This window comes from Pseudomonas fjordensis (assembly GCF_976987115.1).
Genome location: NZ_OZ336860.1, coordinates 3,462,469 through 3,488,839, shown reverse-complemented (window position 1 = coordinate 3,488,839; position 26,371 = coordinate 3,462,469). Strand labels below are relative to the sequence as shown.

Here is a 26,371-nt window from a genome sequence, read left to right as displayed (position 1 = left end):
CGCTAAAAGTGCTATCACTGTTTGTAATATCTAAACAATCCTTGCAGGAGCACTCTTTTGGATCGTTTTAACGCCATGCGCGTGTTTACTCGGATTGTCGAATTGGGCGGGTTTGCCAAGGCCGCCGACAGCCTGCAATTGCCACGCGCCTCAGTGACCATTTTGATCAAGCAATTGGAGGCCCATCTCGGCGTGCAACTGCTGCAGCGCACCACACGCCACGTCAGCCCGACCCTGGATGGCGCGGCGTACTACCAACGTTGTGTGCAGTTGCTGACCGATCTTGAGGAAACCGAGGCGGTGTTTTCCACGCAGCGCCAGAACCCCCGCGGCACCTTGAGTATCGATATGCCCTCAGGCATTGGCAGTTTGATCGTGATTCCGGCTTTACCCACATTCACCGCCCTGTACCCGCAGATCGAACTGGAGATCGGCCTCAACGACCGCCCGGTAGATCTGATACGCGAAGGCGTCGATTGCGTGTTGCGCGGTGGTCCGGTCCTGGACGAATCGCTGGTGGCGCGCCCCTTGGCGATGATGGAACAACTGACCCTGGCCAGCCCCGCGTACCTTGCGCGCATGGGCACGCCTTTGTGCCTTGAGCAGTTGGCGGATCACCAAATGGTCGAGTACGTTTCCAGTGCCAGCGGTAAACGGTTTGGCCTGGAATTTTTGCTGGGCAGCGAGTTGCGCCCGATCAACCTGAAGAAGGTGGTTGCCGTAAACAGCTCCACCGGTTACTTCGCTGCGTGCGAAGCCGGCTATGGGCTGATCCAGGCGCCGCGTTATCACGCGCTGCGCCAACTGGCCGAGGGCACGTTGGTGCAGGTGCTGGCCGATGTAGCAGTACCGAAAATGGCGCTGACAGCGTTGTACCCGCCCCATCGGCAGTTGTCGCAGCGGGTGCGGGTGTTTGTCGATTGGCTGGTGCAGTTGTGCGCCCGGCCCGGCACGGGTTTACACGGCTAGGCTTGCGCTCTGCGATAGGCGCCAGGCTGTTGCCCGGTGACTTTATGAAAGGCTCGGGTAAACGCCGCCACCGACTGATACCCGGCCGCCAGCGACACCTCGGCCACGGTCTGGTCCGCCTTGAGCAACCCACAGGCGTGGCGCATGCGGATCATCAGCAGTACTTGCCCGGGTGACTGCCCGCACAATTCGCTGAAGCGCTTGAAAAACGCCGAGCGCGACAACCCCGTGCAGGCCGCCATGCTTTCCAGGCTCCAGGGCTCGGCGGGGCGGGCGATCAATTGCTCCAGCAAATGCGCAAACGCAGGTGCCCGGCCTAGCGCCGCCAGGCCGCCAAGCTCGGTGTTGTCGAGCACTTGCTGACGCAACACATACAGGAACAGCAGGTGGCACAGGCGCTCCAGCAAAGCGGAAGAGGGCGCCGGCGTGCGTGCGCATTCTTGCAGGATCAATTCGAACAGGTTGCGTGCAGCCATCAGCGACGGGTCGCCGGCGCGCAGGATGATCCAGCTGGGGAGGGTGTCGACAATGAGTGTCGACAAGCCGGATTGGAAGTGAAAGAAACCGCAGACTAATCCCACACCGTCGGTGGCCGTGCTGTCGAGGGGCAACATCGAGCGGCGTGGGCACTCCTGGGCGCCGGCTGCCGTGGCCTGGCCGGACAGGCGAAAAGCAAAGTCTCGCAGCAGAAACACCGCGTCACCATTATTCAGGTGTTGTGGCCTTGGATCGCCGTCGATATGCAGCCAGCATTCGCCCTGCACGATCAAGTGGAAGCTCGCCTGTGCCAGGCCGTGGGTGCTCGCGTGCCAGTCCCCGCAATAGCGGCCGACGTGAAACAAGCTGGTGTTGAGTTCGAGGCTATCTAATAACCAATCGACAAGGACGCTGGACGAATTCATCTAATGGAAAGACTCAAGAGCAAGTAATCGCTACTTTAGCCTATTGAGCGCTTTTTTTAGAACCAACAGACTGGGGCATTCAAACCCAACAGGAGTCCACTTCATGTCCCGCGTACCGCTGCTCACCCCCGAAACTGCCCCGGAGGCCGCCAAACCCTTTCTGGAAAACGCGCTCAAAGGCTCGGGTTTTATTCCTAACCTGCTGGGGGTATTGGCCAACGCACCGGCTGCGCTGGAAACCTACATCACCGTCTCCGGTTTGAATGCCAAGGCCGAGCTGAGCCTGGCCGACCGTGAGGTGGTGCAGCTGATTGCCGCCACCAGCCACGGGTGTGATTTCTGCGTCGCCGGCCACACGGCGGTTGCCCGCAACAAAGCCAAGCTGCCTGAGGAAGTGATCGAGGCCCTGCGCCGCCGCGGTGAATTGCCTGACGCGCGCTATGAGACACTCGCCGCCTTTACCCGAGAAGTGATCGCCACCCGTGGGGATGTGAGTGATGCGGGCTTTGAGGCATTCCGCGCCGCCGGCTACACCGACGGCCACGCGCTGGAAGTCATCCTGGGTGTCAGCCTGGCAACCCTGTGCAACTTCGCTAACGTGTTTGCCCGCACCCCGCTGAACCCGGAGCTGGCGCAATACCGTTGGGAAAAACCGGCCAGCTGATTCGGCGTTGGCCCATCTGCTGTAAAAGGAGAGACATGAATGCTTGACCCAATCTTGAGCCGTTGGCTCGATGTTCAAGCGCAGGCCCTGGACGTGGGCAGTTGCGATCCACAGGAAGTGCTGCCGCGGCTGGCAGAAGCCAATATTCTGAAAATCGGCGTGCCCACCCAACTGGGCGGCCTGGGCGGTGATGTGGCGGGGGCGGTCGAGGCCATCGCCAATGTGGCCAGCCATTCCCTGGCGGCGGCGTTTGTGTGCTGGGGCCAGCGCTCGTTTATCGAGTACTTGCTGCAGAGCCCCAATCAGCGCCTGCGCGAGCAACTGATGCCAGACCTGCTCAGCGGCAAGTTGGCCGGGGCCACCGGGCTGTCGAATGCGATGAAGTTTCTGTCGGGTATCGAAACGTTGCAGATCAGCGCCGAGCCCAACGACCACGGTTGGACCCTCAACGGTCGCCTGCATTGGGTGACCAACTTGCGCAAGAATGGCTTTGTCGCTGCAGCGGCCATCGAGCATGCAGGCGGCGGCGCGCCGTTTATCCTGGCGATTCCGGATTCGGTGGCCGGGTTACAGCGTTCCCGCGACCTGGAGCTGCTCGGGCTGCAATCGAGCAACACCGCAGCGCTTGGCCTGGAAGGCGTGGAGCTGAGTCGCGAGTGGTTGCTGCACGAGGATGCGCGCAAGTTCCTGCCCGCGGTACGCCCGGCGTTCCTGGGCTTGCAGTGCGGCATGTCGATTGGCTTGGCCCGGCGTTCGCTAGCCGAAGTGGCTCACCATTTGGGTGCCAGTCGCACCGTACTGCGCGAAGAGTTGGAAGCCCTGCGCGTGACCCTGGATCATCTGGTCAGCGAGCTTAAAAACGGGCTGTTGGCCGGGCGTTTTACCGCCGAGCCGATACCGCTGTTCAAGCTGCGCATCGCCTTGGCTGAAACCGCCGCCAGCGCCGTGCAGCTTGAACTGCAAGCCAGCGGTGGCAAGGCTTATTTGACCGCCCACGGCAGCGGCTTTGCCCGGCGCTGGCGCGAGTCGGCCTTTGTGCCGATCGTAACGCCCAGCCTGGTGCAACTGCGTACCGAGCTGCATCGCCAGGCCAATCTATGAGCCAGGCGGTATTGACGGCCCAGGGCATTTGCCTGGGGTATGGCAGTGGGCCGGTGCTGCAAGGCTTCGACTTGCACTTGCAACCGGGCGAAGTGGTGTCGATCCTGGGCCCTAGCGGCGTGGGCAAATCCAGCCTGCTGCGGGTGCTGGCCGGCTTGCAGGCACCTCAGGCGGGCCGTATGCAGGTATTGGGCGAGCCATTGAGCGGCCCGCATCCGCGCGTCGTGGTGGCCTTTCAAGACCCGAGCCTGCTGCCTTGGCTGACCCTGGAAAAGAACGTTGCCTTCGGCCTGGATTTCGCCCGCCAACCGCACTTGAGTGTTGAAGAGCGCCGCCGGCGTGTCGACCACGCCATTGCGGCGGTAGGGCTGGAGCCTGCGCGCCAGCAGTTCCCGGCGCAATTGTCCGGTGGCATGGCCCAGCGCACGGCATTGGCTCGCTGCCTGGCGCGTCAGCCGCAAGTGTTGCTGCTTGATGAACCCTTCGGCGCGCTGGATGAAGTGACGCGCGCCGATATGCAGCACCTGTTGCTCAAGGTCAATCGTGAGCAGGGCTCGGCGGCCGTATTGATCACCCACGACATCGACGAAGCACTGCTGCTATCCGATCGCATCCTGCTACTGGGTAACCGCCCGGCGCGGACGCTGGGCGAGTGGGCTATTGATTTGCCGCACCCTCGGGAAGAACAGGTCGAGGCCATCGGCGCGCTGCGTATCGAGATTTTGAAAACCTTACGGCAGGCGAGCCGCCCTCAACCCCACCCCCTTGAACAACAGGAGTTTACCCATGTGTCTGGATGACCTGACCCACTCGCGCCGTGACTTTCTCAAACTTTCCGCTGTGCTCAGTGCCGCCGGCGCCTTGCCTCTGCTGAGCAGCTTGCAGGCGCGTGCCGCCAACGAGCCCGACGCGCCGGTGCGCATTGGCTATCTACCTATCACTGACGCCACGCCACTGCTGGTGGCCCACAACAATGGCCTGTTCGAAGCCGAAGGCATCAAGGCCGAGCGCCCGGTGTTGTTGCGCAGTTGGGCCCAGGTGATCGAGGCGTTTATCTCCGGCCAGGTCAACGTCATACACCTGTTGTCGCCGATGACCGTATGGGCGCGCTATGGCAGTAAGGTGCCAGCCAAAGTGGTGGCGTGGAACCATGTGGGCGGTTCAGGCTTGACCGTATCGCCAGGCATTACCGACGTGAAGCAACTGGGCGGCAAGTCGGTGGCGATTCCGTTCTGGTACTCGATCCATAACGTGGTGGTGCAGCAACTGTTCCGCGATAACGGCCTCACCCCGGTCACTCGCGCCACCGGCAGTTCGATTGCCGCCAATGAGGTCAACCTGATCGTGTTGCCGCCCTCGGACATGCCTCCGGCTTTGGCCAGCAAACGCATCGACGGCTACATCGTCGCCGAACCGTTCAACGCCCTGGCAGAAAACCTCAAGGTCGGTCGTGTGCAGCGCTTTACTGGCGACGTGTGGCGCAACCATGCCTGCTGCGTGGTGTTCATGCATGAGCACGACCTGGCCAACCGCCCGGAGTGGTCGCAAAAGGTGGTGAACGCCATCGTCAAGGCTCAGGTGTGGACCCGTGACCACCGCGGTGAGGCGGCGCTGCTACTGTCCAAGAGCGGCGATAACCGTTACACGCCCCATGCCGAGCCGGTGTTGAGCAAAGTTCTGGCGCCGGCTGCCAGCGACCGGGACGCCTATTTGAAAAGCGGCGCGATCCAGCATGCCAACTGGGACGAGCATCGCATCGACTTCCAACCGTACCCGTTCCCCAGCTACACCGAAGAACTGGTGCGGCGCTTGAAGGACACCTTGATCGAAGGCGACAAAAAGTTTCTCGCCGGCTTGGACCCAGCCTTCGTGGCCAAGGACCTGGTGGACGACCGCTTCGTGCGCAACGCGATCGAAGCCGTGGGCGGCATGCAGACCTTCGGTTTGCCGGAAGGCTATGAGCGGCACGAGGAGATCGGCGTTTGAACAACAGCAGAATCCCCGGCTGGTGGCTGGGGCTGAGTGGCTTGGCGGGTTTGCTGCTGCTGTGGTGGCTGGGCGTGAACGTGTTTGGCGAGGCCGATGGCCTGTCGGCGCGCTTTTCCCTGGCGGCCACCGCCAGCAGCCTGTGGGAATTGCTCGGGCGCGGTGAGTTGTACCTGCATATCGCCGTGAGCCTGAAGCGTATTTTTGTCGGGCTGTTCCTGGCGTTGTTGGTCGGGGTGCCCCTCGGGTTGCTGGTGGGCAGTTCGCGTAACCTGGAGGCGGCGACCACGCCGGCGTTCCAGTTTCTGCGGATGATTTCGCCGCTGTCCTGGATGCCGATCGTGGTGATGCTGATGGGCGTGGGCGACCAGCCAATCTACTTCCTGCTGGCCTTTGCCGCCGTCTGGCCGATCATGCTCAACACCGCAGCGGGCGTACGTCAGCTCGACCCGCGTTGGTTGCAGTTAAGCAGGAGCTTGAGTGCCACGCGTTGGGAGACGTTACGCCGGGTGGTCATTCCAGGCGTGGTGGGGCATGTGCTGACCGGCGTGCGCCTGGCCATCGGTATCCTGTGGATCGTGCTGGTGCCGTGCGAAATGCTTGGGGTCAGTGCGGGGCTGGGGTATTACATTCTCGACACCCGTGATCGGCTCGCTTACTCGGAGTTGATGGCGATGGTGCTGGTGATCGGGGTGCTGGGGTTTGCGCTGGATGCGTTTGCGCGTGGGTTGCACCAGCGGTGGGTGCATGGCGGTTGATGGCTTGAACGTCGCCATGTGAAGCAGCCGACGTGCCACGTTGGGGCGCGAGCCCCAACGGTTTACCCGGTGCTTACGCTTTTATGTCAATCTGCAAATCGCCGACAGTGTCATCTCTGCTGGATATTCTCACTGAGGTGTCACGGGTAGCGCCCGCTTTACGGCCCCCGCTGTGGGCGATATCCGATTTTTGATAGACGCCAATACCGATGCCACCGGTTAACTCCGCGATACCATAAACACCCTCGGCGGTATTCATATGCGAGCGGCCTACCAACACCACGGATTTCCCGCCGAGTTCATTTTTCATTATCTGCCTGGCACCGTAATAGTTCACTTCCTCAAGGCGTTGCTTGGACAATGCCAGATACTCGGGGGAGTCTTTATCAAGTTTACCCAGGCCTTCGAAATAGCCAGGAGTATCGGAGTGCCTTGTCAAAAACTTGTGCTCAAGCGGCAGTAATTCGATTGCATATTTTTCGGCTTCCGTTATCAGTTCCTCATAGATTTTTTCACCCCCGGGTCGTCGCTTCAGAGCGTGTCGGAACGAACGATCGTCTAGCAGGCCATACGGGTCGAGTGTCGTACCTTCCAGGTAAATGGCGCTGACGCCCTTTTCATGGAATGTTTTCATTCCGTCGCGTAGTGCAATCAGGCCTGCAACTTCAGTGTGATCTTCTCCCAGCACCAGTACATCGGTATTTTCCAACGCCTTTTCAAATGCCTGATTGGGCGTCAGTGCATCCTCGATATCAGGCACTGTTGCAGCGCGCGGCCTCTCGCCCTTGGCCGCGTCTTGTAAATAACCGCTTTTCTCCAATACAAACTTTTCCCGTGTCTGTTTAATTCTATTGGGTGTGAAATGATCCAGGACCAGATAACCGTTCGTACTGCGGCTCGTCGCGTATTCGTCCTCGGGTAGCGGCACCCTCTTGACGGCCTTGGAGGGGCGAGACGCCCTGCTTAGTGGGTTATGACGTACGCCATTGCGGCTGCTCGTCGTCGTATCATGCAGGTTAGGCGAGGGCGGCATCAGTAGATCCGCCGGGGAAAACTCCCTGGCCGCGCCGTAGGGCTTTTGTGTCATCGCATCGTAGGCATACCATTTGCCGTTGTGCTTGATGGCCGAACCTTGCACCTGTTGCTCACCGACTTTGAACAAGCCCGTCGCCGCAGCTTCATAACGCTTGCTCGCTTTAACCAGCTCACCGCCTGTGGCCATGCCGCGCACTCGTTGAACACCCGCGCGGGCGGCGCTTGCACCTTCCATCAGCACTTTGCCCGCGCCTACCGTCAAGTCACCTAGACCACCCAGCGGGTTGAATGCGCTGAAGGCGGTCGCCCCAATGATTCGGCCGCTGCGGGCGACTTTGGCGAGCGCATTGCCGGTTTTGCCGACGGCTTTTGCCAACTTTCCGACCATGGCCACGCCCGCAGTGAGGAAGCCGAACAAATCAAACGTCAAGTCTATGGCACCGTCCTTTATGTTGCCGTTGCGAAAATTGGCAATGGCCGATCTGAGGGGGATAAGATCCAGCAAAAATTCGCCTATCGTGGTGAGGGTGTCACGCTGTTGTTCCCTGGCCGTTCTGCCTTCGGCCAGGCGCCTGACGGCGTCACTGTCGATCCCCAGACCCTTCACGACCGTTTCTGCCACCTCCTGAATTCGATGGTTTTGGAAGTGGTTCTGATTACTGCCGTGATACAGCGGTTTCTCATGCTCGAAAGAGGTATTGGCTGGATTAGGAGAATACTCCTCGACCCTGATGACTTCGTCCGAGAAAGTGACGGGTTTGTGGTCGGCTGGGTGTGATCCAGTTTTTTGAATGGTGCCTTTCTCGGTGTCAAACAAGTACGACTGCTTTTTCCCATTGAGCTCGGTTTGCACTCGAATCGTGGCGCTCGAATGGAACAGTTTTTCACCGACAAATGGAATGTAAGAGACCCTGTAGGAATTTTCTTTGAAGAACCGGATTTTGCCGTAGTTAAGTTGGGTTCGGTCCTCCAGAGGCAAGTGCGTGATAGCGTTCATCACCAGATCTTTGTTGATGTCTTTGTAAAGGTTGGTGACCTCGGTGAATTTTTTGTTGAACTCGCTCACAACGTTGTATTGAGCTTTATCACGAGTGAGCGCGACAAAGTCGTCAAATGTTTGCTTGCTGATTGTGGCGCCATCCGTGCGTTGCCAATACTCATCGAGTTTCATCCCCTCCATGGTGAGGTCCAGCATCGAATGGGCGGGGCCGAATCGAGGGCCGATGGATTCATGCCCGTAGTTGATGCGCAGGCATTTTTCTTCAAAATCGATATCACCGCCGAATTTCTCTTTGAGCAGAGCCAATGCCATGGCCCTTCGATTGGGCATCGGTGTTTCAAGCCGTTCGGACATGACTTTCAACGCATCCAGTTGCCGGTTGAACACCGTACGGGCGTATTCGATGTTCTCTTGGGTGTAATCCCCACTTGGGTCGACATGGGTAATTTGATTGGCAACTGCCCAGTCCATCAGCACCGCTTTCTGTACCGCTTCGCTGGCCGGCGGTGTGTCTTCGGCAGCCAGCATGACTTCACCGAAACTCATCGACGCAACCTTGCCAGGCGTTTGTGCTTCGATGCGGGCGACTGCCAGGCACAGATTCGCCCACGCCATGCTGCCGACAGTGACGGTGGCAGGAATGTCTTTGACCAAGAACTGAGGGGCGACACGTCCCAACAGCAAGCGTGCGCCCAATGCAGCTGTCTGCGTGGAGGTCTTGCCGCTGGTACTCAGGTGCTCCGCCAGGGCGCTGATAATGTCTGAGGGCGGCTTGTTCCAGAATGTATCGGCAGCGAGATCGAAGCCTGCGACACGGCTTCGACTGGGGTGGTCGATGGACTCGTGATCAAGCCCCAAATGGATCGCCGCCAATACGTAATCGTTGATACTGCTGTGGGTGGCTATGCCATTGATCTTGGTTTGGATCGCTTCGCCCAAGGCCTTGTAACGGGGCGAGCCGAGCAGTTTTTCCAGCGCTTTGGCGGGGTCTTGCATGTCGGTTGGCGACAGCGATACGGCGCTGGCCAGGTAGTCCAATGCGCCCCAGCTGGGATTTTGCAACGGCAAGCCCTCCAGGCCGGCGCTGTTGCATGCGACCACGTTGAACAGTTCGCGTTGGTTTTCAACACTCAGGGGCAGTGGCCATGACAGGGCGCCTGCGAAATTGCCCAAGGGGTGCTGCTGCGCTCGAACGTTCGCGGTTTGCACCAAGGCCAGTAGGTCGTCGAGGGTCTTGGGCAATGGCAAGCCGTTTTCAGTCAGGAACGCTTCAACGCTTACGGACATCCCAGGTGCGCGTATATAGGATTGGTAATGGCCGGAGTCTGGCGCGATATTCATCGGCGTTTTTTTCAAAATGGCCGACACGTCCCGCGCTGTGGGTTTTTCCGGCAATGTCTGGATGGACTCGTTGAGTGTTTGAGCCAGGTATTGCCAGTTTTTCTGGTTCCCAAGGCTTTGGTCCAGCGCCTGGCGAGCGTCCTGATTGTGTGATCGGCTGTCCAGCCATTGCGTGCGCGTCAACAAGGCGTTATCGCCGTCGAAATGCCACCCCAGGTCGGCGGCTTCATGCAGGCCTCTCTCAGTCAACAGGTGTCGCCAAGGGTCTACTAATATCGGTTCTTGGCTTTGCGAGTCATATAGCGCTTGTAGTTCGTTGCTCACCTGTTGTCGCTGGCGCTCCAACAATTGCGGTACACCTGCTGCAATCACGTCAACCTTCACCGGGGAGAGGTTCTGGCTCAGATGAGTTTGCCAGTCATCTTTCAAGCTCCGCTGAACTTCTATAGGCAGGCTCTGTAGTAATTGCTGCGCGGCATCGGGGTCGTCGTTGATGCGTTGACGCAGTGCCGCAAGTGCCTTGGCCGGGCTGTCGAATGTTTCGTAGCCATCGCGGGGGGTGTAGAGCACGGTCAGCCCTTGCTGTTGGCCAGGCAGCAGGGTCCGATCGGTTTGCGCGCTATTGAATGGGCGTGTCGCTGACGACCCATCGCTGCTGGTGATCAGGAAGGCACCCGCCAACAGGCTGCCGGCCGGGCGTGGCACCTCTAGCTTGAGCGGGTAGACGCCAGGCCGGTCTCCCTCTTTCATCGCGCGTTCCCGAGCCTCCAGGGTCGGGTATTGGAATGCCTTGTCGATCAAAGATTTGGCTGCGGGCGTCAACGCACCGTCTTCCACTCCCAAGGCCGCCAGAGTGGAGAGCATCTCTCGGTGGATAGCCAGCAACTCGTTTTGGGGGGACTCAGGGTTGGGTTCGCCCGTGCGTGGCTCGGTCCAGAATCGGGCAAGGCTCAGGGGCAGTTGTTTTTCGATGGTTTGTGCAATTGAAAGCAGGGTGTCGCGAGTCTGCAATTGCTGGGTGCTTTCGCTTGGCGAATCGCTGCGGTAAAAGCCGACTTCCATGCCGACGGTACTGGTCGAGGGCTCAGCGTCGGGAGATGTCTTGAGCTGGCGCAACGCCTTGAATAGCGCCTCGGTGATGCCTTCCACCGAGACCAACGTGCGCTGGCCCTGCTCATCGGTGTGATAGCGGTGTACATACAGCGACGAGACGTCCAGGGGAGGCGTAATGCCTAAACTGCGGGCGAGTTGCTGCTCGATAACACTGCTGAGCGTCGGCTGGCGTAGCAGCAGTGCCTGGATGTCCTGATTGAGTTGCTGGTATTGATTGAGCAATAGGCGTTGATCAGTTATTTGCAGGCCCTTGATCAGGTCAGAGCGAGTCGCGCTGGCCGGCACGATAGCCTCTACCTCAGGAGCAGAAGGCGTTTGGGCCGAGGGTGAGATTTGTGGGGTGTGAGAAGCCTGGGTGGTTTCATCGACGCAGACGTCTCGGCGCAGGCGAGGGGGGGCGATACCTGTCAGCAAGTGAGTTATTCCGATTGCATTGGCCCAGGCGTCCTGATGGTAATCCGAGGGATGATTCTTCCTTAGTTGGGCCTCGGATAATTGGGGTGAAAGCGTCGGAAGGTTCCGAGCAGGCCCGCTGAAATGTTATTTACGAATATGTACCGCCCGTGGCGGCAATGCTGGGCTGCCCAGCTTGCCGCACGCAGTGTCTACGTAGGGTCAGGTAAATTTGATGGAGGGGATCAGCGCCGTTCGTAACCGCGGCCGCCGTCATCGTGGTGATCATGCCAACCACCGCCGCGCGGGAAGAAGAAGCAGCCGCTGATGCTCAGCATGATCAGAAGGGGAACTAGCAGCACGAGTCGTCGAAGCATTTAATGATCCTCAAGGGAGCCTTACAGAGTCAGTCAGGCGCCGGACAAGCCAAAACTATTGATCGCCTGTAACATAAGACCCCGCCGACCCCGTGCCATCCCCAGAATTGGGTATGTGCTTGGCATGCGCGGCGATACACAGTGGATACATTCTCAGGTTCAGGAACTTGTCATGACCCAAAAGCAACGCTTGAAATACTCGCTTCTGATTGCCCTGGCGGTACTGGGGGCGATGTTCGGCCTGTCTTATCTGCAGAACACAGGTGTGATCAGCGAAAAAACCTTCCAGTACCTGGCGATCGCGATTGCCGTGGTGGTCGTGGTGATCAACGGCATCATGCGCCGCAAGGTCAAGCCTAACTTCTGACGGGCGTCAGTCAGGCACGGCTTTCAAGGACCTTGGCAGCCTCTTCATGGAGGCTGTAGCTCTTGTCAGCGTTCAGGGTGATCACGCCCTCGCTGCACAGACGCTTGAGCACCTCGCGCACGCTGAGAAACGACAACGGAATGCCCAGTTCCAGCAAGTGGCTGTGCACGCCGCGGACCCCGAGGGTGCGCTGGTTGTCGGCGGCGGTGAGGAGGGCGTCGATGACCTTCAGCCGGATCAGGCTGGTGCGCAAACCGAAACACTTGAGCAAATGGCGGATGCGCTGGTTGCCCTGCTGTTCGGGCGCGTTGCCGAACGCCTGTGTGCCTTTGCCAAAGTGAGTATCTGTGGCCTTTGAATGTCCATCCGTGGGCACTTGAGGGTTATACATGCAAAAACTCCTTTTCAGAGCCTGATCAGGAAAAAGATGGTGCTCTTGAGTAATAAGACGAACGAGTGACGCAAATCATGAAACGACGGATGTAGAAAATTTGTCGGTATCGGGTTTGTCACTTTTCAAGCGCTGACGATATACAGCCGTGTGCGGCTAAATTATTCCGGTCGATGTGCGTTCTTACGGTGGGGTAACCATCCCGTGTGAGGGTGTTCAATTTGACTGTGGAGTCGGCGTGATTATTTCCAACGGGTTGTCCAGAGTGGGCGTGGCAGGGCTGTTGCTGGGGCTGAGCCTGGCCGCATCGGCACGGGAACAAATGACGCAGGCGTCGGCGGATATCCGCCGTACCAGTTATGGCGTGCCGCATATTCGCGCCGTTGATGAGCGTGGCCTGGGGGTGGGTATGGGGTACGCCTATGCCCAGGACAACCTGTGCCTGTTGGCCAATGAGGTGACCACGGTCAATGGCCAGCGCGCCAGGTTTTTCGGGCCGGACCAGGCGACCCTGGAGGAGCGCAACAACCTCGCCAGCGATGTGTTCTTCAACTGGCTGAATACACCCGAGGCCGTGGCGGCCTTCTGGAAAGCCCAGACGCCAGCGATGCAGCAGCGCATCGAAGGGTACGTGGCTGGCTACAATCGTTATCTAAAGGAGCAGGGCGCCCCCGCGCAGTGCCAGGCCGCTTGGGTACGGCCCTTGGTGAAGGAAGACCTGGTCAAGTTGACCCGTAGGCTATTGGTAGAAGGGGGCGTCGGCCAATTCGCCGAAGCCTTGGTGGGGGCTGCACCACCCCTGGCTACCGCCAGTGTGCAACTGGGTACCAAAGCCTTTGCACAGGCCGCAACCAACCAGCAGCGCTTCACCCTGGACCGAGGCAGCAATGCCGTTGCCGTGGGCCGTGACCGCTCATTCAATGGCCGTGGGATGCTGCTGGCCAACCCGCATTTCCCTTGGGTGGGCGGCATGCGTTTTTACCAGATGCACCTGACCATCCCTGGCCAGTTGGATGTGATGGGCGCCGCACTGCCAGGGTTGCCCGTGGTGAACATCGGCTTCAACCGGCATGTGGCGTGGACCCATACCGTGGACACATCCAAGCATTTCACCCTGTACCGCCTGACCCTCGACCCCAAGGACGCCACCCGTTACCTGCTGGACGGCAAGTCCATCCCCCTGGATAAAACGGCGGTAACGGTACAGGTCAAGCAAGCCGACGGCAGCCTAAAGGCGGTGAGCCACACCGTCTTTAGCTCGCAGTTTGGCCCCGTGGTGCAATGGCCCGGCAAGCTCGACTGGGACAGCCACTACGCCTTCAGCCTGCGCGACGCCAACCTGGGCAACGACCGTGTGCTGCAACAGTGGTACGCCATGAACCGCGCCGGCAGCCTCAAGGAATTGCAAAACTCGGTGCACACCCTGCAAGGTATCCCCTGGGTCAACACCCTGGCCGCCGATGACCAGGGCCAGAGCCTGTACATGAACTTGTCGGTGGTGCCCAACGTCAGCGCCGCCAAGCTGGCAACCTGCAGCGACCCACGGGCCGGGCTGCAAATGATCGTGCTCGACGGCGCCCACAGCGCCTGCGCCTGGGACATCGACCCACGCGCGGCCCAGCCCGGTATCTTCCCGGCCGACCAGTTGCCACAGCTGCAACGCACCGACTACGTGCAGCACTCCAATGATTCTGCCTGGATGGCCAACCCCAAGGCCCCGCTGAGTGGCTTCTCGCCGGTGATCAGCCAGGATCACATCGGCCTCGGCCCGCGCGCGCGCTTCGCGCTCCAGCGCCTGCAAACCCTTGAGAAACAGCCGATCAGCATCACCGACCTGCAAAATATGGTCATGGACAACGAGGTGTACCTGGCAGGCCAAGTCATGCCGGACTTGCTGACATTCTGCGCCAACCAACTCGGCACCGACGCCAATGCGCTGCAACCGCTGTGCACCAGCCTGAAAAACTGGGACCAGCGCGCCAACCTCGACAGCGGCGTGGGCCTGGTGCACTTCATCAACCTGATGCAGCACTTGCAGCCACTCCCCGACGCCTGGCGCGTGGCCTTCGACCCGGCCCACCCCTTGACCACCCCAAGCGGCCTCGCCATCGACCGCGCCCCGGTCGCCAAAGCCCTGCGCGAAGCCATGCTGGCCTCCAGCGCAGAGGTCGGCAAACTGGGCCAGACCCGCTGGGGCGATATCCAAGTTTCCGGCCAAACCCCAATGCACGGCGGCCCGCAAGAACTGGGCATCTACAACGCCATGCAAACCGTGCCCCGTGCCGACGGCAAACGCGAAGTCGTCAGCGGCACCAGCTACCTGCAAATCGTCACCTTCGACGACAAAGGCCCCAACGCGCTCGGCGTATTGGCATTCTCCGAGTCCAGCAACCCAGCGTCCGCCTACTCAAAGGACCAGACCCAAGCCTTCTCCCAGAAAAAACTGCGCCCATTGCCCTTCACCGAGGCCCAGATCAAGGCCGACCCGCACTACCAAATCCACACGGTGAAGGAGTAGGGCAGACGCGCAACCCCTTGATGCCAAGGCAGAATATTTTTTGAAATCAAGGGGTTGCAGGCCTAGGCAAATGAGTACATAATGGCGCCCATCGAACGCAACGAAGCATTAAAAACTTCAATGTATTCAATGAGTTAGAGTAGAGGCAAGCTTCACATAGCCCACTCAAGTTTGTATGCGGTGAATGTCAGCAACAAGGGCATTGATCGTTTGAGGCCGAGTAGCAAAATGGTTATGCAGCGGATTGCAAATCCGCCTACGCCGGTTCGATTCCGACCTCGGCCTCCACTCTTAGAAACCCCGTAGATTAACGTCTACGGGGTTTTTTATTGCCTTCGATTTAGTCATCGCTTCCGCAATTTTTCGGATCGTTTGCGCAACCCTGCCTTTTTTCAGCAAATTTGAGACGCCGTTAAACGTGCGCTCACCTCATCCGGAACACAGAGTTCTATGCGAACTTGACCCATTCCTCTTACGGATGATATGCCGGTACCCGGATTGCCATCGATAGGATCTGCTCCATGACCTACCTGTCTTCGTTGCTGTTCGAGATCCCTGGCGTGGACCACGGTTTCGAGACTTCGGGAAATTTAACGCTGCCGGAAGGAACACTTTACTGTGCTCAGGTTCACGGTACGCACATCGTCGATGCTGACGGGAAAGGGCGAGATGAACGTCCTGTCGCCGATGCACTATTCTCGAGAGGAGCCCAGGGTGCGATAGCGATCATCACTGCCGATTGCTTGCCGGTTCTGGTTGCTTCGGTTGATCAACCACTTGTAGCGGCAATCCACGCCGGATGGCAGGGTTTGAAAGCAGGCATTCTCGGTCATTCGATCAGCCGGCTAGAGAAAGAAGGTGCTTCTCTTACGGGATTGAGAATAGCGATAGGCCCATCTATCGGCCCTTGTTGTTATGAGGTGAGCAGGAAGTTTGTCGAAGATATTGAACATGCCGACAGCCATCTCTGGCAAAACGATTCTGCGCCGTGGACCCACCATCGTGCGCCACCGGCAAGTGCGCCTTGGGTCGAACCTGAGATCACACATAATGAAGCCTGGTTTGATCTACGCAAATATGCGCTGCGCCACTTGGTGGCGAGCGGTGTGAGTATTGAACAGATTCAGGTGCTCCAACATTGTACTTATTGCCACAGCGCTGATCTGGGCAGCTATCGGCGGCGAAGCCATCAAGTCGAGGCTAAATCCTTCCAGTATTCTTGGATAAGACGTTCTCGGGATCCGGTTTCTTGAATGGCGATTTCAGCCGTTCATAACAGGCAAAAATTGTCCATGGGCGGCCACTCGAACACATCACCTAGCCGGCTGTTTTGTAAGGCGGCGCAGTCACCGATGCTCCGCTGCCAACATTGATCTGAATTGAGAAGTGGTCTCGCAAGATAGCCCGGCAGCTTCGAACACTGCGCAGGTGAAGCTAACGGGTGCAGGGCCTGGAGCAGTGATGACGCGGTCTGCAACCACAGCCACTGGACTGCTTCGATAAAGCGCGCGCCCCTCATAACCTACGGCATTCTGTTGCAGGAAGTCAGCGCTGTTCGATGTATGAGCAACGGTGTCGAGAAGGCTGGCCCTGGCAAGTGCCAGCGTTCCCCCGCAGATACCGGCAATTGTCGCTCCATTTGAACGGCTCGCATGAAGAAACTCTCGAATATCGGGTGCTTCTGCACGCTCCCAGACCATTCCTCCAATCACGACTACAACGTCCGGCTTCCAGTCCAGACATTGTTGCAAACTGCTATCGACCGTTACCGCCAATCCACCCTGCGAGCGAAATTGCCCCGTAGCAGAAGCGAAAAACCTGACGTCGATCCCGTAAAACGCAGACGCAGTTCCAGCAATGAAAGCGTATTCCCAGTCCGCAAAACCGGGTGTCAGTATCAATCCCACACGTGGCATCAGTCAGAATCCTCCATGAATGCCAATAAGATAGGGCGACAACACAGCTACATCAAGGGCAGCCGGCCGGTTATGACTGACTGCTTTTGGCCGAGGCATCGGTACATCCTTGAGATAAGCTACAGGTATAGGCAACTGAGTACAGAATTGCGCCCATCGAACGCAACGAATCATTACCGCCGTCGCCCTCATTGCGTGAAACTGATCGAAGCAAATGATGTCCGATTGCTATCGGCCAAGGACGAGGTCCGCCAAGCACGCATTGGGTCTAGGCTCAGTAAGGTCTCAAGCGACCTCCTCACGCCGTTTTAGCCGCGCGCTTATCCTGCCAGCGCAAGATAACGCCCGCACTCATCAAAGCTGACAGAGTGACCCATGAAACAAAAAATTCTTCTTGTAGCCGTGTGTGCTGCACTCATCCAAGGCTGTGCCGCCCCTTCCAAAAGCCATGAAGAATCACCTTCGATGCCAACTACCTCAGCCGCTGTAGCCCAGCCAACCTTATCTGCTTACGACTGGAGCCTGGTCTCGGCAACGGATGCGTCGGGCAAGCCTCTTGTGGCGATGAACAAAGGCATCGAGCGCAAGTTGCGCGTTGCCTTCGGTGACAAAAACCTGAGCATCAGCGGCGGCTGCAATCGGCAGTTCGGCGGCTATCGCTATCAGGACGGGGTTGTGAAGGTGCAGCCACTGGCCTCTACGTTGATGGCCTGTGACAAGAGCCTGATGGACCTTGACGCCCAAGTAGGGCGCCTGCTCAAGGGCGATCTGCGCGCGGTGATCACCGGCGACAACATGGCGCCGATGCTGCAACTGACGACAGCGGACGGCTCGGTGCTCAAGCTGCAAGGCGAGGCCACCCCGCAGACCCGCTACGGTAGCGAGGGTGAGGTCAAGTTTCTGGAAGTGGCGGCCAAGACGGTCAAGTGCAGCCACCCTTTGATCCCGAACTATCAATGCCTGCAAGTGCGCGAGCGTCGCTATGACGACGCGGGCCTGCAACTGGCGACCCAAGACACCTGGCATCCGCTGTACCAGCCTATCGAAGGCTTTGTGCATCATGACGGCGTGCGCACTGTGTTGCGGGTCAAGCAGTACGAATGGAAGAATCCGCCAGCGGATGCCCCTTCGACGGTCTACGTGTTGGATATGGTGGTCGAGCAGGACGCTTCTGGCAGCAAATAAGCTCGCGCAAACCCCGTAGATTAGCGTCTAAGGGGTTTTTTTTTGCCTGTGGTTTACCTGTTTTTCGACGAGTGACACGTCTAGATCAAGGGTTATAGCCCGATTGGGGGTTGTCACCTGAACTTTTGCCGACTACCCTGAAAATGTTTGAATTATTACAAATAATTTCGGTGTGGCTGTTTTTCGGTCACACGGCTTCAGGACGAGGAACGAAAGATGTTTTCACATGAAGGTACTGCGCTAGAGCTATTGGTCTTGGTTTTTGGCGTCACCGGGTTGTTGTTGGTCGCCTGGTTTATTCACCATCAATAATACGAGCTCAGGTCGCGAAAGTATGTAAAAAAACAACATACCTCTGGGCAGCAGCGTGAAGCTCAAAGCCGCTAACCGTCCCTTCACCTGTGCCAGCCTTTACGGCTGGCCTCAGAATCCGACTTTCAATGGTCTGCAAGGTTTTCCCGAGCCCACTGCTCGGCAGTGGTGACCGGAATCGACTGTTGCTCGTTGAAGGTAACCGCCTTAGGCCAGGCCACACCTTTACCTTGTGCGAATACGGCACGGTACTTCTTGATGTGGTGTGTGGGGTCTTGCTCCAGTGCCTGCATGAGGTAGTCAACCGTCCACACGTTGCGCTTGAACGGGCGATCCAGAACACGCTCCAGCATGCTCGCAACCTGCTCATAGGTCACGGTGTCGCCGGCGAGGTAGACAATCTGATTGCGCAGGCGCGGTTCGAAGAACACGATTTGCGCTGTCAGCGTGCCGATGTCGTCTGGCGTGGTGAGCGTCACGCTGTTCTCCAGGCTGCCCAGGGCGTTGACTGTGTTGTTGTCGAAGTCGACGACCTCGAACACCGGCTCGAACAGGAAGCTGGTGAACATGCCTGTCGAGATGATGACCCATTCAGTGTTGTCCTGGGCGCGCAGCAACTCGCGCACATCGAGCTGAGCATCGAACAGATCCTGGGGGCTGCCCCGGCCAATCACTTCGAAATCCACGCCGAACTGCCACGGGAAGTAGCGCTTCACGCCGGACTTGAGCGCGGCGGTCGCCAGCTTCATCGGGGTTTCGCGGCCCGCGACCATGCCCGCGCAGCCGATCACGGTATCGAAGCGTGCGAAGACCTTGGCAAGTTGATCGATTGAGTCGTTCACCAGGTCTGCGGCGACCATCTGAATGCCCAGGCCGCGCAGCTCATCGATCTCTACCTTTTTTTCGGGCACTTGCGTGTTGATGGTCGACTCCCTTAGCAACACGCTGAGGGCGGAGCCGGGCGCGCGTTTGGCCTCACGCGCCAGGTTGCGCAAAACCGGCAGGCCGAGTTCGCCAGCGCCTAGAACGAGGATCGATTGAGAGGGAAGTGGGGTCATTTCAGGCATGATTTCTCCGCAGACCTGTTGGCGATAAGATGAGTTCATGCTGGCACGATTCGGCAGCGCTCATAAGAAGGCACACGGGTGATACCAGGGGTAGAAATGACCGATCATGAAACGCTCAGCCAGGCAGAAGTTATCTGCCAGTCGCTCAGGGAAGAAGACGATGGCGTCAGGCGTGAAGTCCTGGCTCACGCCGGTAGCCGCTGGTCACTGGGCATTCTGCATGCGCTGGGTGTGTACGGTGCGATGCGTCATGCCGAGATAAAACGGCAGATGACAGGTGTGACTCAGCGCATGTTGACCAAGACCCTACGCGCCATGGAGCGCGACGGCCTGTTGGTTCGGCGCGAGTTCGGTGAGATTCCGCCCCGCGTCGAGTACGAGCTGACGCCCCTGGGCCGAGAGCTTTTGATTCGCATGTCGCCTATCTGGACCTGGGTGGTGGAAAACGTGGAGGACTTTCGTAAGGCTCGGCGTGTTTTCGACAGTCAGGAGGGCAAAAAACCGGCATGGCAGGTTCCCACACCGGTTCCGGATGCGCCTCGGTAAGCGCAACTTCTCGATGAAGGCTGTGCAAGTGTATGCCTCGATACACCCCTAGCTGTACGGGGCGCAGCGCGCCATAACCCACTACTGTCGCAGGCACATCACCATCGCTTGGATGCCGCGCCATGATCATGTCTACCAGCCTGTTATCAGCCTTCGTGCTGTTCGCTTTTGTCTCTTCGATCACCCCTGGGCCCAACAACACCATGTTGCTGGCCTCAGGCGTGAATTTCGGCTTTCGCCGTTCGATGCCCCATGCACTGGGTATCAGCATCGGCTTCATGCTGTTGGTGATCTGTGTGGGGCTGGGCTTGGGCGAGGTGTTCAAGCTGTTCCCGTGGGCTTACACCTTGTTGCGTTATGTCGGTGCCGCGTATTTGTTGTACCTGGCGTGGAAGATTGCCAATGCGGGCGGCATGTCTGACAACCCGGATGAACACGGCAAACCGATGACCTTCCTCGGTGCGGCGGCCTTCCAGTGGGTCAACCCCAAGGCCTGGATCATGGCGCTGGGGGCGATCACCACGTACACGCCGGCCGAGGGTTATGTCACCAATGTGCTGGTGATCGCCCTGGTATTTGCAGTGGTCAACTTGCCGAGTGTGTGCGTGTGGGTGGGGTGTGGCAGCGGCTTGCGTAACCTGTTGCGTGAGCCGCGCTGGTTACGGATGTTCAACTGGTCCATGGCCGGGCTGTTGGTGTTGTCACTGTATCCGATGCTGTTTTTGGGCTGAGGTGGCGTAGGTAACCACGATGCGAAGCGAGTAGCTTTTGCTCTTGATCTTGACCTGCTTTTGATCTGAAGCGCCCCGTTAAACCCCGCTGGCCGGAATTCGACAGGGATTTGGGGGGTAAACCGGCAGGGATGCCGGTTTAGCCGCCCCGCGCCATGGATGGCGCGTGGCGGCGGCCCCTCAAATCACTGGCGGATTACGGGCACACCGAGCTTAAGCGAGGTGCCGAGGGGTGGGGCAAGAGCGCTTTGGTTACTTTCGCGCTTTTCGAAAGTGACCCGCCGTCAGGCGGAACCCTAAGTGGCCGTTACCTCAGCAATGGATATGTACACAATCCAACTGTATTGACCGCCAGGCCGCCTTCGCGAGCAAGCCCGCTCCCACAGTTTGGACCGCGGGGTGTCAGGTAGAGAAGTGTCGGCTGATAGGCCGCCATCGCAGGCAAGCCAGCTCCCACAGTTGGATTGCAGGGTGTCATGGAGATAGGCGTCGGTTGTCAGGCCGTCACGGGAGCAAGCTCCCTCGCCACGCTGATGCGGGCTTAGACCGGCGAGATGGTCGCCAACATGCCGATGCCAATGGTCAACACCAAAAAGCCAAACAGGAAAATTGCCATCTTGGTCATAAGGCCTCCGAGGGGAAGGGGACGACAGGAATGTCGGGATGGGGCTATTGTCCGCCTCAAGGGCTTTTCAATACAGGCGCAGATCGAAAAGAAAAAACCGTATCAGATCACCGCGCAGCGCCTGGGCCGTGGCTTTTCAAGCGAACAGCTTTTATCAAGATCAGCGCCATGGCGGGTGCACGTCTTGAGCGTCACCTGAGACAGCCACTGCATTTGCCCCTAAGATAGCGCCCACTGCACAACAATAAGCATGGGCCGACCCTCGATGGAAAGACGCCAGTTCAGCGGTGGCATGCAAGGCAAGAACCTGCGCTACCTCAGTGATAACCCTCAGCAATCAACCTCGGTCACCCGCGTCGGTTTCCTGCTGCTCGAACACTTCTCCTTGCCGGCCTTCACCCAGACCCTCGACACGCTGGTGACCGCCAACCTGTTGCGCCCTGATCTGTTCGCTACGCGCACTTTCGGGTGGGGCGAGGGCGAAGTCATCAGCGACTTGGGCCTGATCATTCGCCCGGATGCGAACCTGATGCTGGCGAGCTTGCAGGACTTGGACCTGTTGGTGATCTGCGGTGGTTTTCGCACCGAACTCAAGGCCAGCGAGCCATTTATCCAATGGCTGCGCAGTGCGGGTGAAGCGGGCGTGCGCCTCGCCGGTTTGTGGAACGGCTCGTGGTTCCTCGGGCGTGCGGGGCTGTTGCAGGGTTACCGCTGCGCCATCCATCCCGAACATCGGCCGGCACTGGCCGAAGTGTCCAAGGCGGCGCAGGTCACCAGCGAACCCTATGTGATCGACCGCGACCGCCTCACCGCGTCCAGCCCCTCGGGGGCTTTCCATATGGCCCTGGACTGGATCAAGAGCCTGCATGGCAAAGCCTTGGTCGAAGGCATCGAAGATATTCTGGCGTTCGAAGAATCGCGCTACCGCCGCATCAAACCCACCGAAAACATGTGTGTCAGCGCGCCGCTGCGCGAGGTGGTGAAGTTGATGGACGCCAACCTCGAAGAACCCCTGGAACTCGATCAACTCGCCGTCTACGCCGGCCGTTCCCGCCGTCAGCTGGAGCGTCTGTTCAAAGAACAGCTGGGCACCACGCCGCAACGCTACTACATGGAACTGCGCGTCACTGAAGCGCGACGCCTGTTGCAGCACACCGAGTTATCCCAGGTGGATGTGCTGGTGGCGTGCGGGTTTGTCTCGCCGAGCCATTTCAGCAAATGCTACAGCGCGTATTTCGGCTATCGCCCCTCGAAGGAGAAGCGGTTGGTCAAGTAGCCTGGCGTGTGTAGAAAGATTTTCACAAGGAGTGGCAATGGACATCACGCTTTTGGATCGTTATCGCGGCAGCCTACTTGGGCTGGCGTGTGGCGACGCGGTAGGGACGACCGTTGAATTCATGCCCCGTGGCAGCTTTTCTCCCGTGACGGATATGCTTGGCGGCGGACCGTTTAGCCTCAAGCCTGGCCAATGGACTGACGATACGTCCATGGCACTGTGTCTGGCCGAAAGCCTGTTGCGCAAAGGCGGTTTTGACGCGATAGACCAGATGGGGCGTTACCTGAATTGGTGGAAGTGGGGTTACTTGAGTTCTACCGGAGAGTGTTTCGATATCGGCATGACGGTTCGCGAAGCGCTGGAGCAATTTCAGCAAAGTGGCAACGCTTTTGCGGGTTCAACGCATCCGTATTCGGCCGGCAATGGTTCAATGATGCGCCTCGCACCTGTGGTGTTGTTTTACTTTCCAGATAGGGCGCACATCCACCTGTTTGCCGAGCAAAGCTCGCGAACTACTCATGCCGCGCAGGAGGCTATCGAGTGCTGCCTGCTGCTGGCCGAGGCTATCAGCAATGCCCTGAGCGGTGTTCCAAAGAAGCAGGTGCTGAGCTTTTCCCACACTGTGCTGTCGGCCCCTAAGGTCAAGGCTATCGCCTCTGGCGATTATCGCGATAAAACCTCTGCTCAAATCGTTGGCTCAGGTTACGCGGTGGCTTCGCTGGAGGCCGCATTCTGGTGTTTCGATCAGACCTCCAACTTTGCTGACGCGATACTCACCGCCGCCAACCTTGGGGATGATGCAGACACTACTGCCGCAATCGTTGGGCAACTGGCGGGGGCGTATTATGGCGTCCAGGCTATCCCCGCCGATTGGTTGCACAAACTATGGATGCGCGATGAAATTCAAGAAACGGCTGATGCGTTATTCAACATTTCGCACCTACAACAGCATGGTTCAGAAACGATCCAGCCGATAAGGCTGTAGCTCTGGCACCCGCTCACCCGCCGCAAGCTGCCCAACCCGTTCGGCCGTCACCGCTGCTTGTGTCAGCCCCAGATGCTGGTGACCGAACGCAAGCAGTACCTTGCCCTCGCACACCCGGTCAATGATCGGCAGCGAGTCGGGCAGGGACGGGCGAAACCCCATCCAGGGCGTGGCTTCGCTGTCGCTCAGGTCATGTCGGAACAGCCCTTTGCTCAACCGGTGCAACTGCCAGGCCCGTTGGATATTGGCCGGGCGGTCGAGGCCGGCGAATTCGACCGTGCCGGCCAGGCGCAGGCCGCCGGTCATGGGCGTCATGATGAATTTGCGCTCCAGCGACGTGACCGCGAATGGCAGGCGCTGTTGTTCGTGGGGCAGCATCAGGTGGTAACCGCGTTCGGTGTCCAGTGGCACTTGTTTGCCGGTGAGTGCAGCGGTGAGTTTGGCCGAGTGGGCGCCGCAGGCGATCAGCACGTGCTGCGCTGTCAGTACGCCTTGGTCGGTCATCAGGGAAACGCCGCTGCCCTCCAGGCGCGCATCCAGAACCCGCTGCTGAAGAAATTTCACCCCCTCGGCCTTGGCCGCGTTCACCAGTTCGCCAACCACCGTGTACGGGTCCAGAAAGTGCCCGGTAGCCGGGAAGAACAAACCGCCTTGTAGGGCGTCGCTCAGTTGCGGCGCAGCCTTGCGCACTGCGTCGCCGCTCCAGAAGTCCACGGCGACGCCTTGCTGAGTCATGCGGCGCTGCACTGCATCCAGTGCAGCGCGGGATTCGGCGCGCTCATACACCAATAGCGAACCGTCTTCGCGCAGCAGTTGCGCTTGCCCAATCGATTGCAACAAGCGTTGCCACGCGCCCAGGCTGCCTTCGTTCAAGGCGCGAAGGCCCGCCACGGTGCGTTGGTAAGGTGCTCGCCGCAGGTTCAGCAGCAGGCGGATAAACCAGGGCAGGGCGCGGGGCAGGTAGGCCCAGTCCAGGCGCAACGGGCCCATTGGGTCCAGGAGCATGGCGGGCAAGCGCTTGAGGATCGACAGGTCGGCGATGGGGAAGACTTGCTCCGTCGCCAGGTGGCCGGCGTTGCCGTAGGAGGCGCCCATGCCGGGTGCCTGCGCGTCGACCACCACGACTCGCCGGCCTTGGCGTGCCAACTGCAAGGCGCAGGCGACGCCGATGATGCCGGCGCCGACTACTACGATGTCTGCTTGATTGGGTTCGGCCATGGTTATGCTTCTCGCTGGCCGTCGAGCAGGCGCCGCAGCCGCAGCGGGTTGTCGTGCTGCAGGGCAGTGGGCAGCAAGGCGTCCGGGAAGTCCTGGTAACACACCGGGCGCAGGAACCGCAGGATCGCCGCCGTGCCCACCGAGGTGCTGCGCGCATCCGAAGTCGCCGGAAAGGGCCCGCCATGCACCATGGCGTCGCACACTTCTACGCCAGTCGGCCAGCCGTTGACCAGCAGGCGCCCAGCCTTGCGCTCCAGTACCTGCAGCAGTGCCCGTGCGTGTGGCAGGTCGGTGTCATTCATTTGCAGGGTGGCGGTGAGTTGGCCTTCCAGGTGTTCGGACAGCTGGCGCATTTGCTCGACATCGCGGCACTGCACCACCAGCGAGGCGGCGCCAAAGACTTCGGCTTGCAGGTGTTCATTGTTCAGGAACGCCTCGGCCTGGGTCACGAACAAATGGGCCTGGCCCTGGTTCGGCCCGGTTGCTGGCAAGCCGTTGGCGGCAATGTTGGCGTGTTGGGCCAGGGTCTTCACACCGGTTTCGTAGGCGTTGAAGATGCCCGGTGTGAGCATGGTCTGGGCCGAGCAACGCGAGAGCCTGTCACTGGCAGACTGAATAAAGCGGTCCAGAGCGACGCCTTGCAGGGCGATCACCAGGCCAGGGTTGGTGCAGAACTGGCCGGCGCCTTGGGTCAGCGACGCCACGAACCCTTCGGCTAAGGCTTCACTGCGGGCTTCAAGCGCAGCAGAAAACAGGTACACCGGGTTGATCGAACTCATTTCCGCAAACACCGGGATCGGCTCCGGGCGTGCCTGCGCGGCTTGGCACAGGGCAATGCCGCCACTGCGCGAACCGGTAAAGCCCACGGCCTTGATGCGCGGGTCGCTCACCAGTGCGATACCCACCTCGTTACCCGCGCCGTAGAGCAGTGAAAACACACCCTCCGGCAAGCCACAATGTTTCACCGCCTGGGCGATGGCGCAGCCCACCAGCTCGCTGGTGCCGGGGTGCGCGTTATGCGCCTTGACGATCACCGGGCAACCGGCGGCGAGTGCCGATGCGGTATCGCCGCCCGCCACGGAGAAGGCCAGAGGGAAGTTGCTGGCACCGAACACTGCGACGGGGCCGAGGGCGATATGGCGCTGGCGCAGGTCGGCGCGGGGCAGGGGTTGGCGCTGGGGCTGTGCGGTATCGACGCGCACGTCGAGCCATTCGCCCAGGCGCACGGTGCGGGCAAAAGCGCGCAGTTGGCCGCAGGTACGGCCGCGTTCACCTTCAATGCGTGCGCGAGGCAAGCCGGTTTCGGCGCAGGCGCGTTCGACCAGCTCATCACCCAAGGCTTCGATGTGGGTGGCGATGGTTTCAAGCAACGTGGCACGATTTGCCAAGGTGGTTTCGCGGTAAGCGTCGAACGCGGCCCACGCCAGTGCGCAGGCCTGTTCGACGTGCTGCTCATCCCCGCCAGCGTAGGCGGGTTCCAGCGGGGTGTTGGTGGCGGGGTTGATCGCCCGGATCGCATCGCGATGGCCGGAGATGGATTGCTGACCGATCAGCAGCTTGCCTGTCAGAGTCATGGGGGCATCCTGAAAAACAAA

At 59.4% G+C, this 26,371-nt stretch carries 23 protein-coding genes and 1 tRNA gene; 16 read left to right on the top strand and 8 right to left on the bottom strand.

What is annotated here, in order from left to right; all coding sequences use genetic code 11:
- The first annotated feature begins 57 nt into the window (after nucleotides 1-57).
- Nucleotides 58-969 carry a LysR family transcriptional regulator gene (locus ACWHXD_RS15565; protein ID WP_138762812.1) on the top strand — a complete coding sequence of 304 codons (912 nt, stop codon included), beginning with the start codon at nucleotides 58-60 and terminating at the stop codon, nucleotides 967-969.
- Here ACWHXD_RS15565 and ACWHXD_RS15560 read toward each other — a convergent pair.
- Nucleotides 966-1,871 carry an AraC family transcriptional regulator gene (locus ACWHXD_RS15560; RefSeq protein ID WP_056783513.1) on the bottom strand — a complete coding sequence of 302 codons (906 nt, stop codon included), beginning with the start codon at nucleotides 1,869-1,871 and terminating at the stop codon, nucleotides 966-968. The genes ACWHXD_RS15565 and ACWHXD_RS15560 overlap by 4 nt on opposite strands.
- 103 nt (nucleotides 1,872-1,974) lie before the next feature.
- On the opposite strand from ACWHXD_RS15560, the gene ACWHXD_RS15555 reads away from it, so the two are divergent.
- From ACWHXD_RS15555 to ACWHXD_RS15535, 5 genes are read left to right on the top strand one after another with little or no spacing between them, the layout of a single operon-like run.
- On the top strand, nucleotides 1,975-2,535 hold the full coding sequence (locus tag ACWHXD_RS15555; RefSeq protein WP_138762811.1) for a carboxymuconolactone decarboxylase family protein: 561 nt from the start codon (nucleotides 1,975-1,977) through the stop codon (nucleotides 2,533-2,535).
- Between the two features lie 39 nt (nucleotides 2,536-2,574).
- Nucleotides 2,575-3,636 carry an acyl-CoA dehydrogenase family protein gene (locus ACWHXD_RS15550; protein ID WP_003191576.1) on the top strand — a complete coding sequence of 354 codons (1,062 nt, stop codon included), beginning with the start codon at nucleotides 2,575-2,577 and terminating at the stop codon, nucleotides 3,634-3,636.
- Complete coding sequence (locus tag ACWHXD_RS15545; protein ID WP_138762810.1) at nucleotides 3,633-4,436, top strand: ABC transporter ATP-binding protein; 804 nt, start codon at nucleotides 3,633-3,635, stop codon at nucleotides 4,434-4,436. The genes ACWHXD_RS15550 and ACWHXD_RS15545 overlap by 4 nt, the downstream gene beginning before the upstream one ends.
- Nucleotides 4,423-5,622, top strand: coding sequence for an ABC transporter substrate-binding protein (locus ACWHXD_RS15540; protein WP_138762809.1), 1,200 nt, complete (start codon nucleotides 4,423-4,425; stop codon nucleotides 5,620-5,622). Before ACWHXD_RS15545 ends, ACWHXD_RS15540 begins: the two co-directional genes overlap by 14 nt.
- 11 nt (nucleotides 5,623-5,633) lie before the next feature.
- Nucleotides 5,634-6,380 carry an ABC transporter permease gene (locus ACWHXD_RS15535; RefSeq protein WP_414478940.1) on the top strand — a complete coding sequence of 249 codons (747 nt, stop codon included), beginning with the start codon at nucleotides 5,634-5,636 and terminating at the stop codon, nucleotides 6,378-6,380.
- Nucleotides 6,381-6,453: 73 nt separating this feature from the next.
- On the opposite strand, the gene ACWHXD_RS15530 is transcribed toward ACWHXD_RS15535, so the two are convergent.
- Together ACWHXD_RS15530 and ACWHXD_RS15525 are read right to left on the bottom strand one after the other, a co-directional pair.
- A complete protein-coding gene (locus ACWHXD_RS15530; RefSeq protein ID WP_138762807.1) occupies nucleotides 6,454-11,283 on the bottom strand; it encodes a TraB/GumN family protein in 4,830 nt (1,609 codons plus the stop codon).
- Nucleotides 11,284-11,507: 224 nt separating this feature from the next.
- Nucleotides 11,508-11,639, bottom strand: a complete 132-nt coding sequence (locus ACWHXD_RS15525; protein ID WP_256557817.1) for a hypothetical protein — start codon at nucleotides 11,637-11,639, stop codon at nucleotides 11,508-11,510.
- A 172-nt stretch (nucleotides 11,640-11,811) separates the two neighbouring features.
- Between ACWHXD_RS15525 and ACWHXD_RS15520 the strand changes: the two genes are divergently transcribed.
- Entirely contained in the window at nucleotides 11,812-12,006 is a 195-nt protein-coding gene (locus ACWHXD_RS15520) for a hypothetical protein (RefSeq protein WP_014718591.1), read from the top strand.
- A gap of 10 nt (nucleotides 12,007-12,016) precedes the next feature.
- Here ACWHXD_RS15520 and ACWHXD_RS15515 read toward each other — a convergent pair whose 3' ends face one another.
- Entirely contained in the window at nucleotides 12,017-12,397 is a 381-nt protein-coding gene (locus ACWHXD_RS15515) for a hypothetical protein (RefSeq protein ID WP_003191568.1), read from the bottom strand.
- 238 nt (nucleotides 12,398-12,635) lie between these two features.
- Here ACWHXD_RS15515 and pvdQ point away from each other — a divergent pair, with 238 nt between their 5' ends.
- The 3 genes from pvdQ (at nucleotide 12,636) to pgeF (ending at nucleotide 16,168) form a co-directional block, all read left to right on the top strand.
- Entirely contained in the window at nucleotides 12,636-14,915 is a 2,280-nt protein-coding gene (pvdQ, locus tag ACWHXD_RS15510) for a bifunctional acylase PvdQ (RefSeq protein ID WP_098951359.1), read from the top strand.
- 214 nt (nucleotides 14,916-15,129) lie between these two features.
- Nucleotides 15,130-15,203: transfer RNA gene (locus ACWHXD_RS15505), tRNA-Cys, on the top strand.
- Between the two features lie 233 nt (nucleotides 15,204-15,436).
- Nucleotides 15,437-16,168 carry a peptidoglycan editing factor PgeF gene (gene pgeF / locus ACWHXD_RS15500; RefSeq protein WP_098951361.1) on the top strand — a complete coding sequence of 244 codons (732 nt, stop codon included), beginning with the start codon at nucleotides 15,437-15,439 and terminating at the stop codon, nucleotides 16,166-16,168.
- Between the two features lie 93 nt (nucleotides 16,169-16,261).
- Here the strand turns inward: pgeF and ACWHXD_RS15495 are convergent, their stop codons facing one another.
- On the bottom strand, nucleotides 16,262-16,831 hold the full coding sequence (locus tag ACWHXD_RS15495; RefSeq protein WP_032897123.1) for a DJ-1/PfpI family protein: 570 nt from the start codon (nucleotides 16,829-16,831) through the stop codon (nucleotides 16,262-16,264).
- A 465-nt stretch (nucleotides 16,832-17,296) separates the two neighbouring features.
- Here ACWHXD_RS15495 and ACWHXD_RS15490 point away from each other — a divergent pair, with 465 nt between their 5' ends.
- On the top strand, nucleotides 17,297-18,016 hold the full coding sequence (locus ACWHXD_RS15490; RefSeq protein ID WP_238344578.1) for an META and DUF4377 domain-containing protein: 720 nt from the start codon (nucleotides 17,297-17,299) through the stop codon (nucleotides 18,014-18,016).
- 437 nt (nucleotides 18,017-18,453) lie between these two features.
- On the opposite strand, the gene ACWHXD_RS15485 is transcribed toward ACWHXD_RS15490, so the two are convergent.
- Nucleotides 18,454-19,395, bottom strand: a complete 942-nt coding sequence (locus tag ACWHXD_RS15485) for an aromatic alcohol reductase (RefSeq protein ID WP_098951364.1) — start codon at nucleotides 19,393-19,395, stop codon at nucleotides 18,454-18,456.
- 96 nt (nucleotides 19,396-19,491) lie between these two features.
- On the opposite strand from ACWHXD_RS15485, the gene ACWHXD_RS15480 reads away from it, so the two are divergent.
- The 5 genes from ACWHXD_RS15480 to ACWHXD_RS15460 all read left to right on the top strand — a co-directional run bounded on the left by ACWHXD_RS15480 (nucleotide 19,492) and on the right by ACWHXD_RS15460 (nucleotide 23,558).
- Nucleotides 19,492-19,941: a winged helix-turn-helix transcriptional regulator gene (locus ACWHXD_RS15480; RefSeq protein WP_044274169.1), complete on the top strand. Its 450-nt coding sequence runs from the start codon at nucleotides 19,492-19,494 to the stop codon at nucleotides 19,939-19,941.
- 122 nt (nucleotides 19,942-20,063) lie between these two features.
- On the top strand, nucleotides 20,064-20,672 hold the full coding sequence (locus tag ACWHXD_RS15475; protein WP_138762804.1) for a LysE family translocator: 609 nt from the start codon (nucleotides 20,064-20,066) through the stop codon (nucleotides 20,670-20,672).
- A 566-nt stretch (nucleotides 20,673-21,238) separates the two neighbouring features.
- On the top strand, nucleotides 21,239-21,496 hold the full coding sequence (locus ACWHXD_RS15470) for a hypothetical protein (protein WP_192901656.1): 258 nt from the start codon (nucleotides 21,239-21,241) through the stop codon (nucleotides 21,494-21,496).
- A 93-nt stretch (nucleotides 21,497-21,589) separates the two neighbouring features.
- Nucleotides 21,590-22,573: a GlxA family transcriptional regulator gene (locus ACWHXD_RS15465; protein WP_072446538.1), complete on the top strand. Its 984-nt coding sequence runs from the start codon at nucleotides 21,590-21,592 to the stop codon at nucleotides 22,571-22,573.
- Nucleotides 22,574-22,610: 37 nt separating this feature from the next.
- Entirely contained in the window at nucleotides 22,611-23,558 is a 948-nt protein-coding gene (locus ACWHXD_RS15460) for an ADP-ribosylglycohydrolase family protein (protein ID WP_138762803.1), read from the top strand.
- Here the strand turns inward: ACWHXD_RS15460 and ACWHXD_RS15455 are convergent.
- Both ACWHXD_RS15455 and ACWHXD_RS15450 read right to left on the bottom strand, forming a co-directional pair.
- The gene (locus tag ACWHXD_RS15455; RefSeq protein ID WP_098951371.1) at nucleotides 23,529-24,776 is read right to left on the bottom strand and encodes an NAD(P)/FAD-dependent oxidoreductase; all 1,248 of its coding nucleotides are present in this window, start codon (nucleotides 24,774-24,776) and stop codon (nucleotides 23,529-23,531) included. The genes ACWHXD_RS15460 and ACWHXD_RS15455 overlap by 30 nt on opposite strands.
- 2 nt (nucleotides 24,777-24,778) lie before the next feature.
- Nucleotides 24,779-26,350: an aldehyde dehydrogenase (NADP(+)) gene (locus ACWHXD_RS15450; protein WP_098951373.1), complete on the bottom strand. Its 1,572-nt coding sequence runs from the start codon at nucleotides 26,348-26,350 to the stop codon at nucleotides 24,779-24,781.
- Nucleotides 26,351-26,371 lie beyond the last annotated feature (21 nt).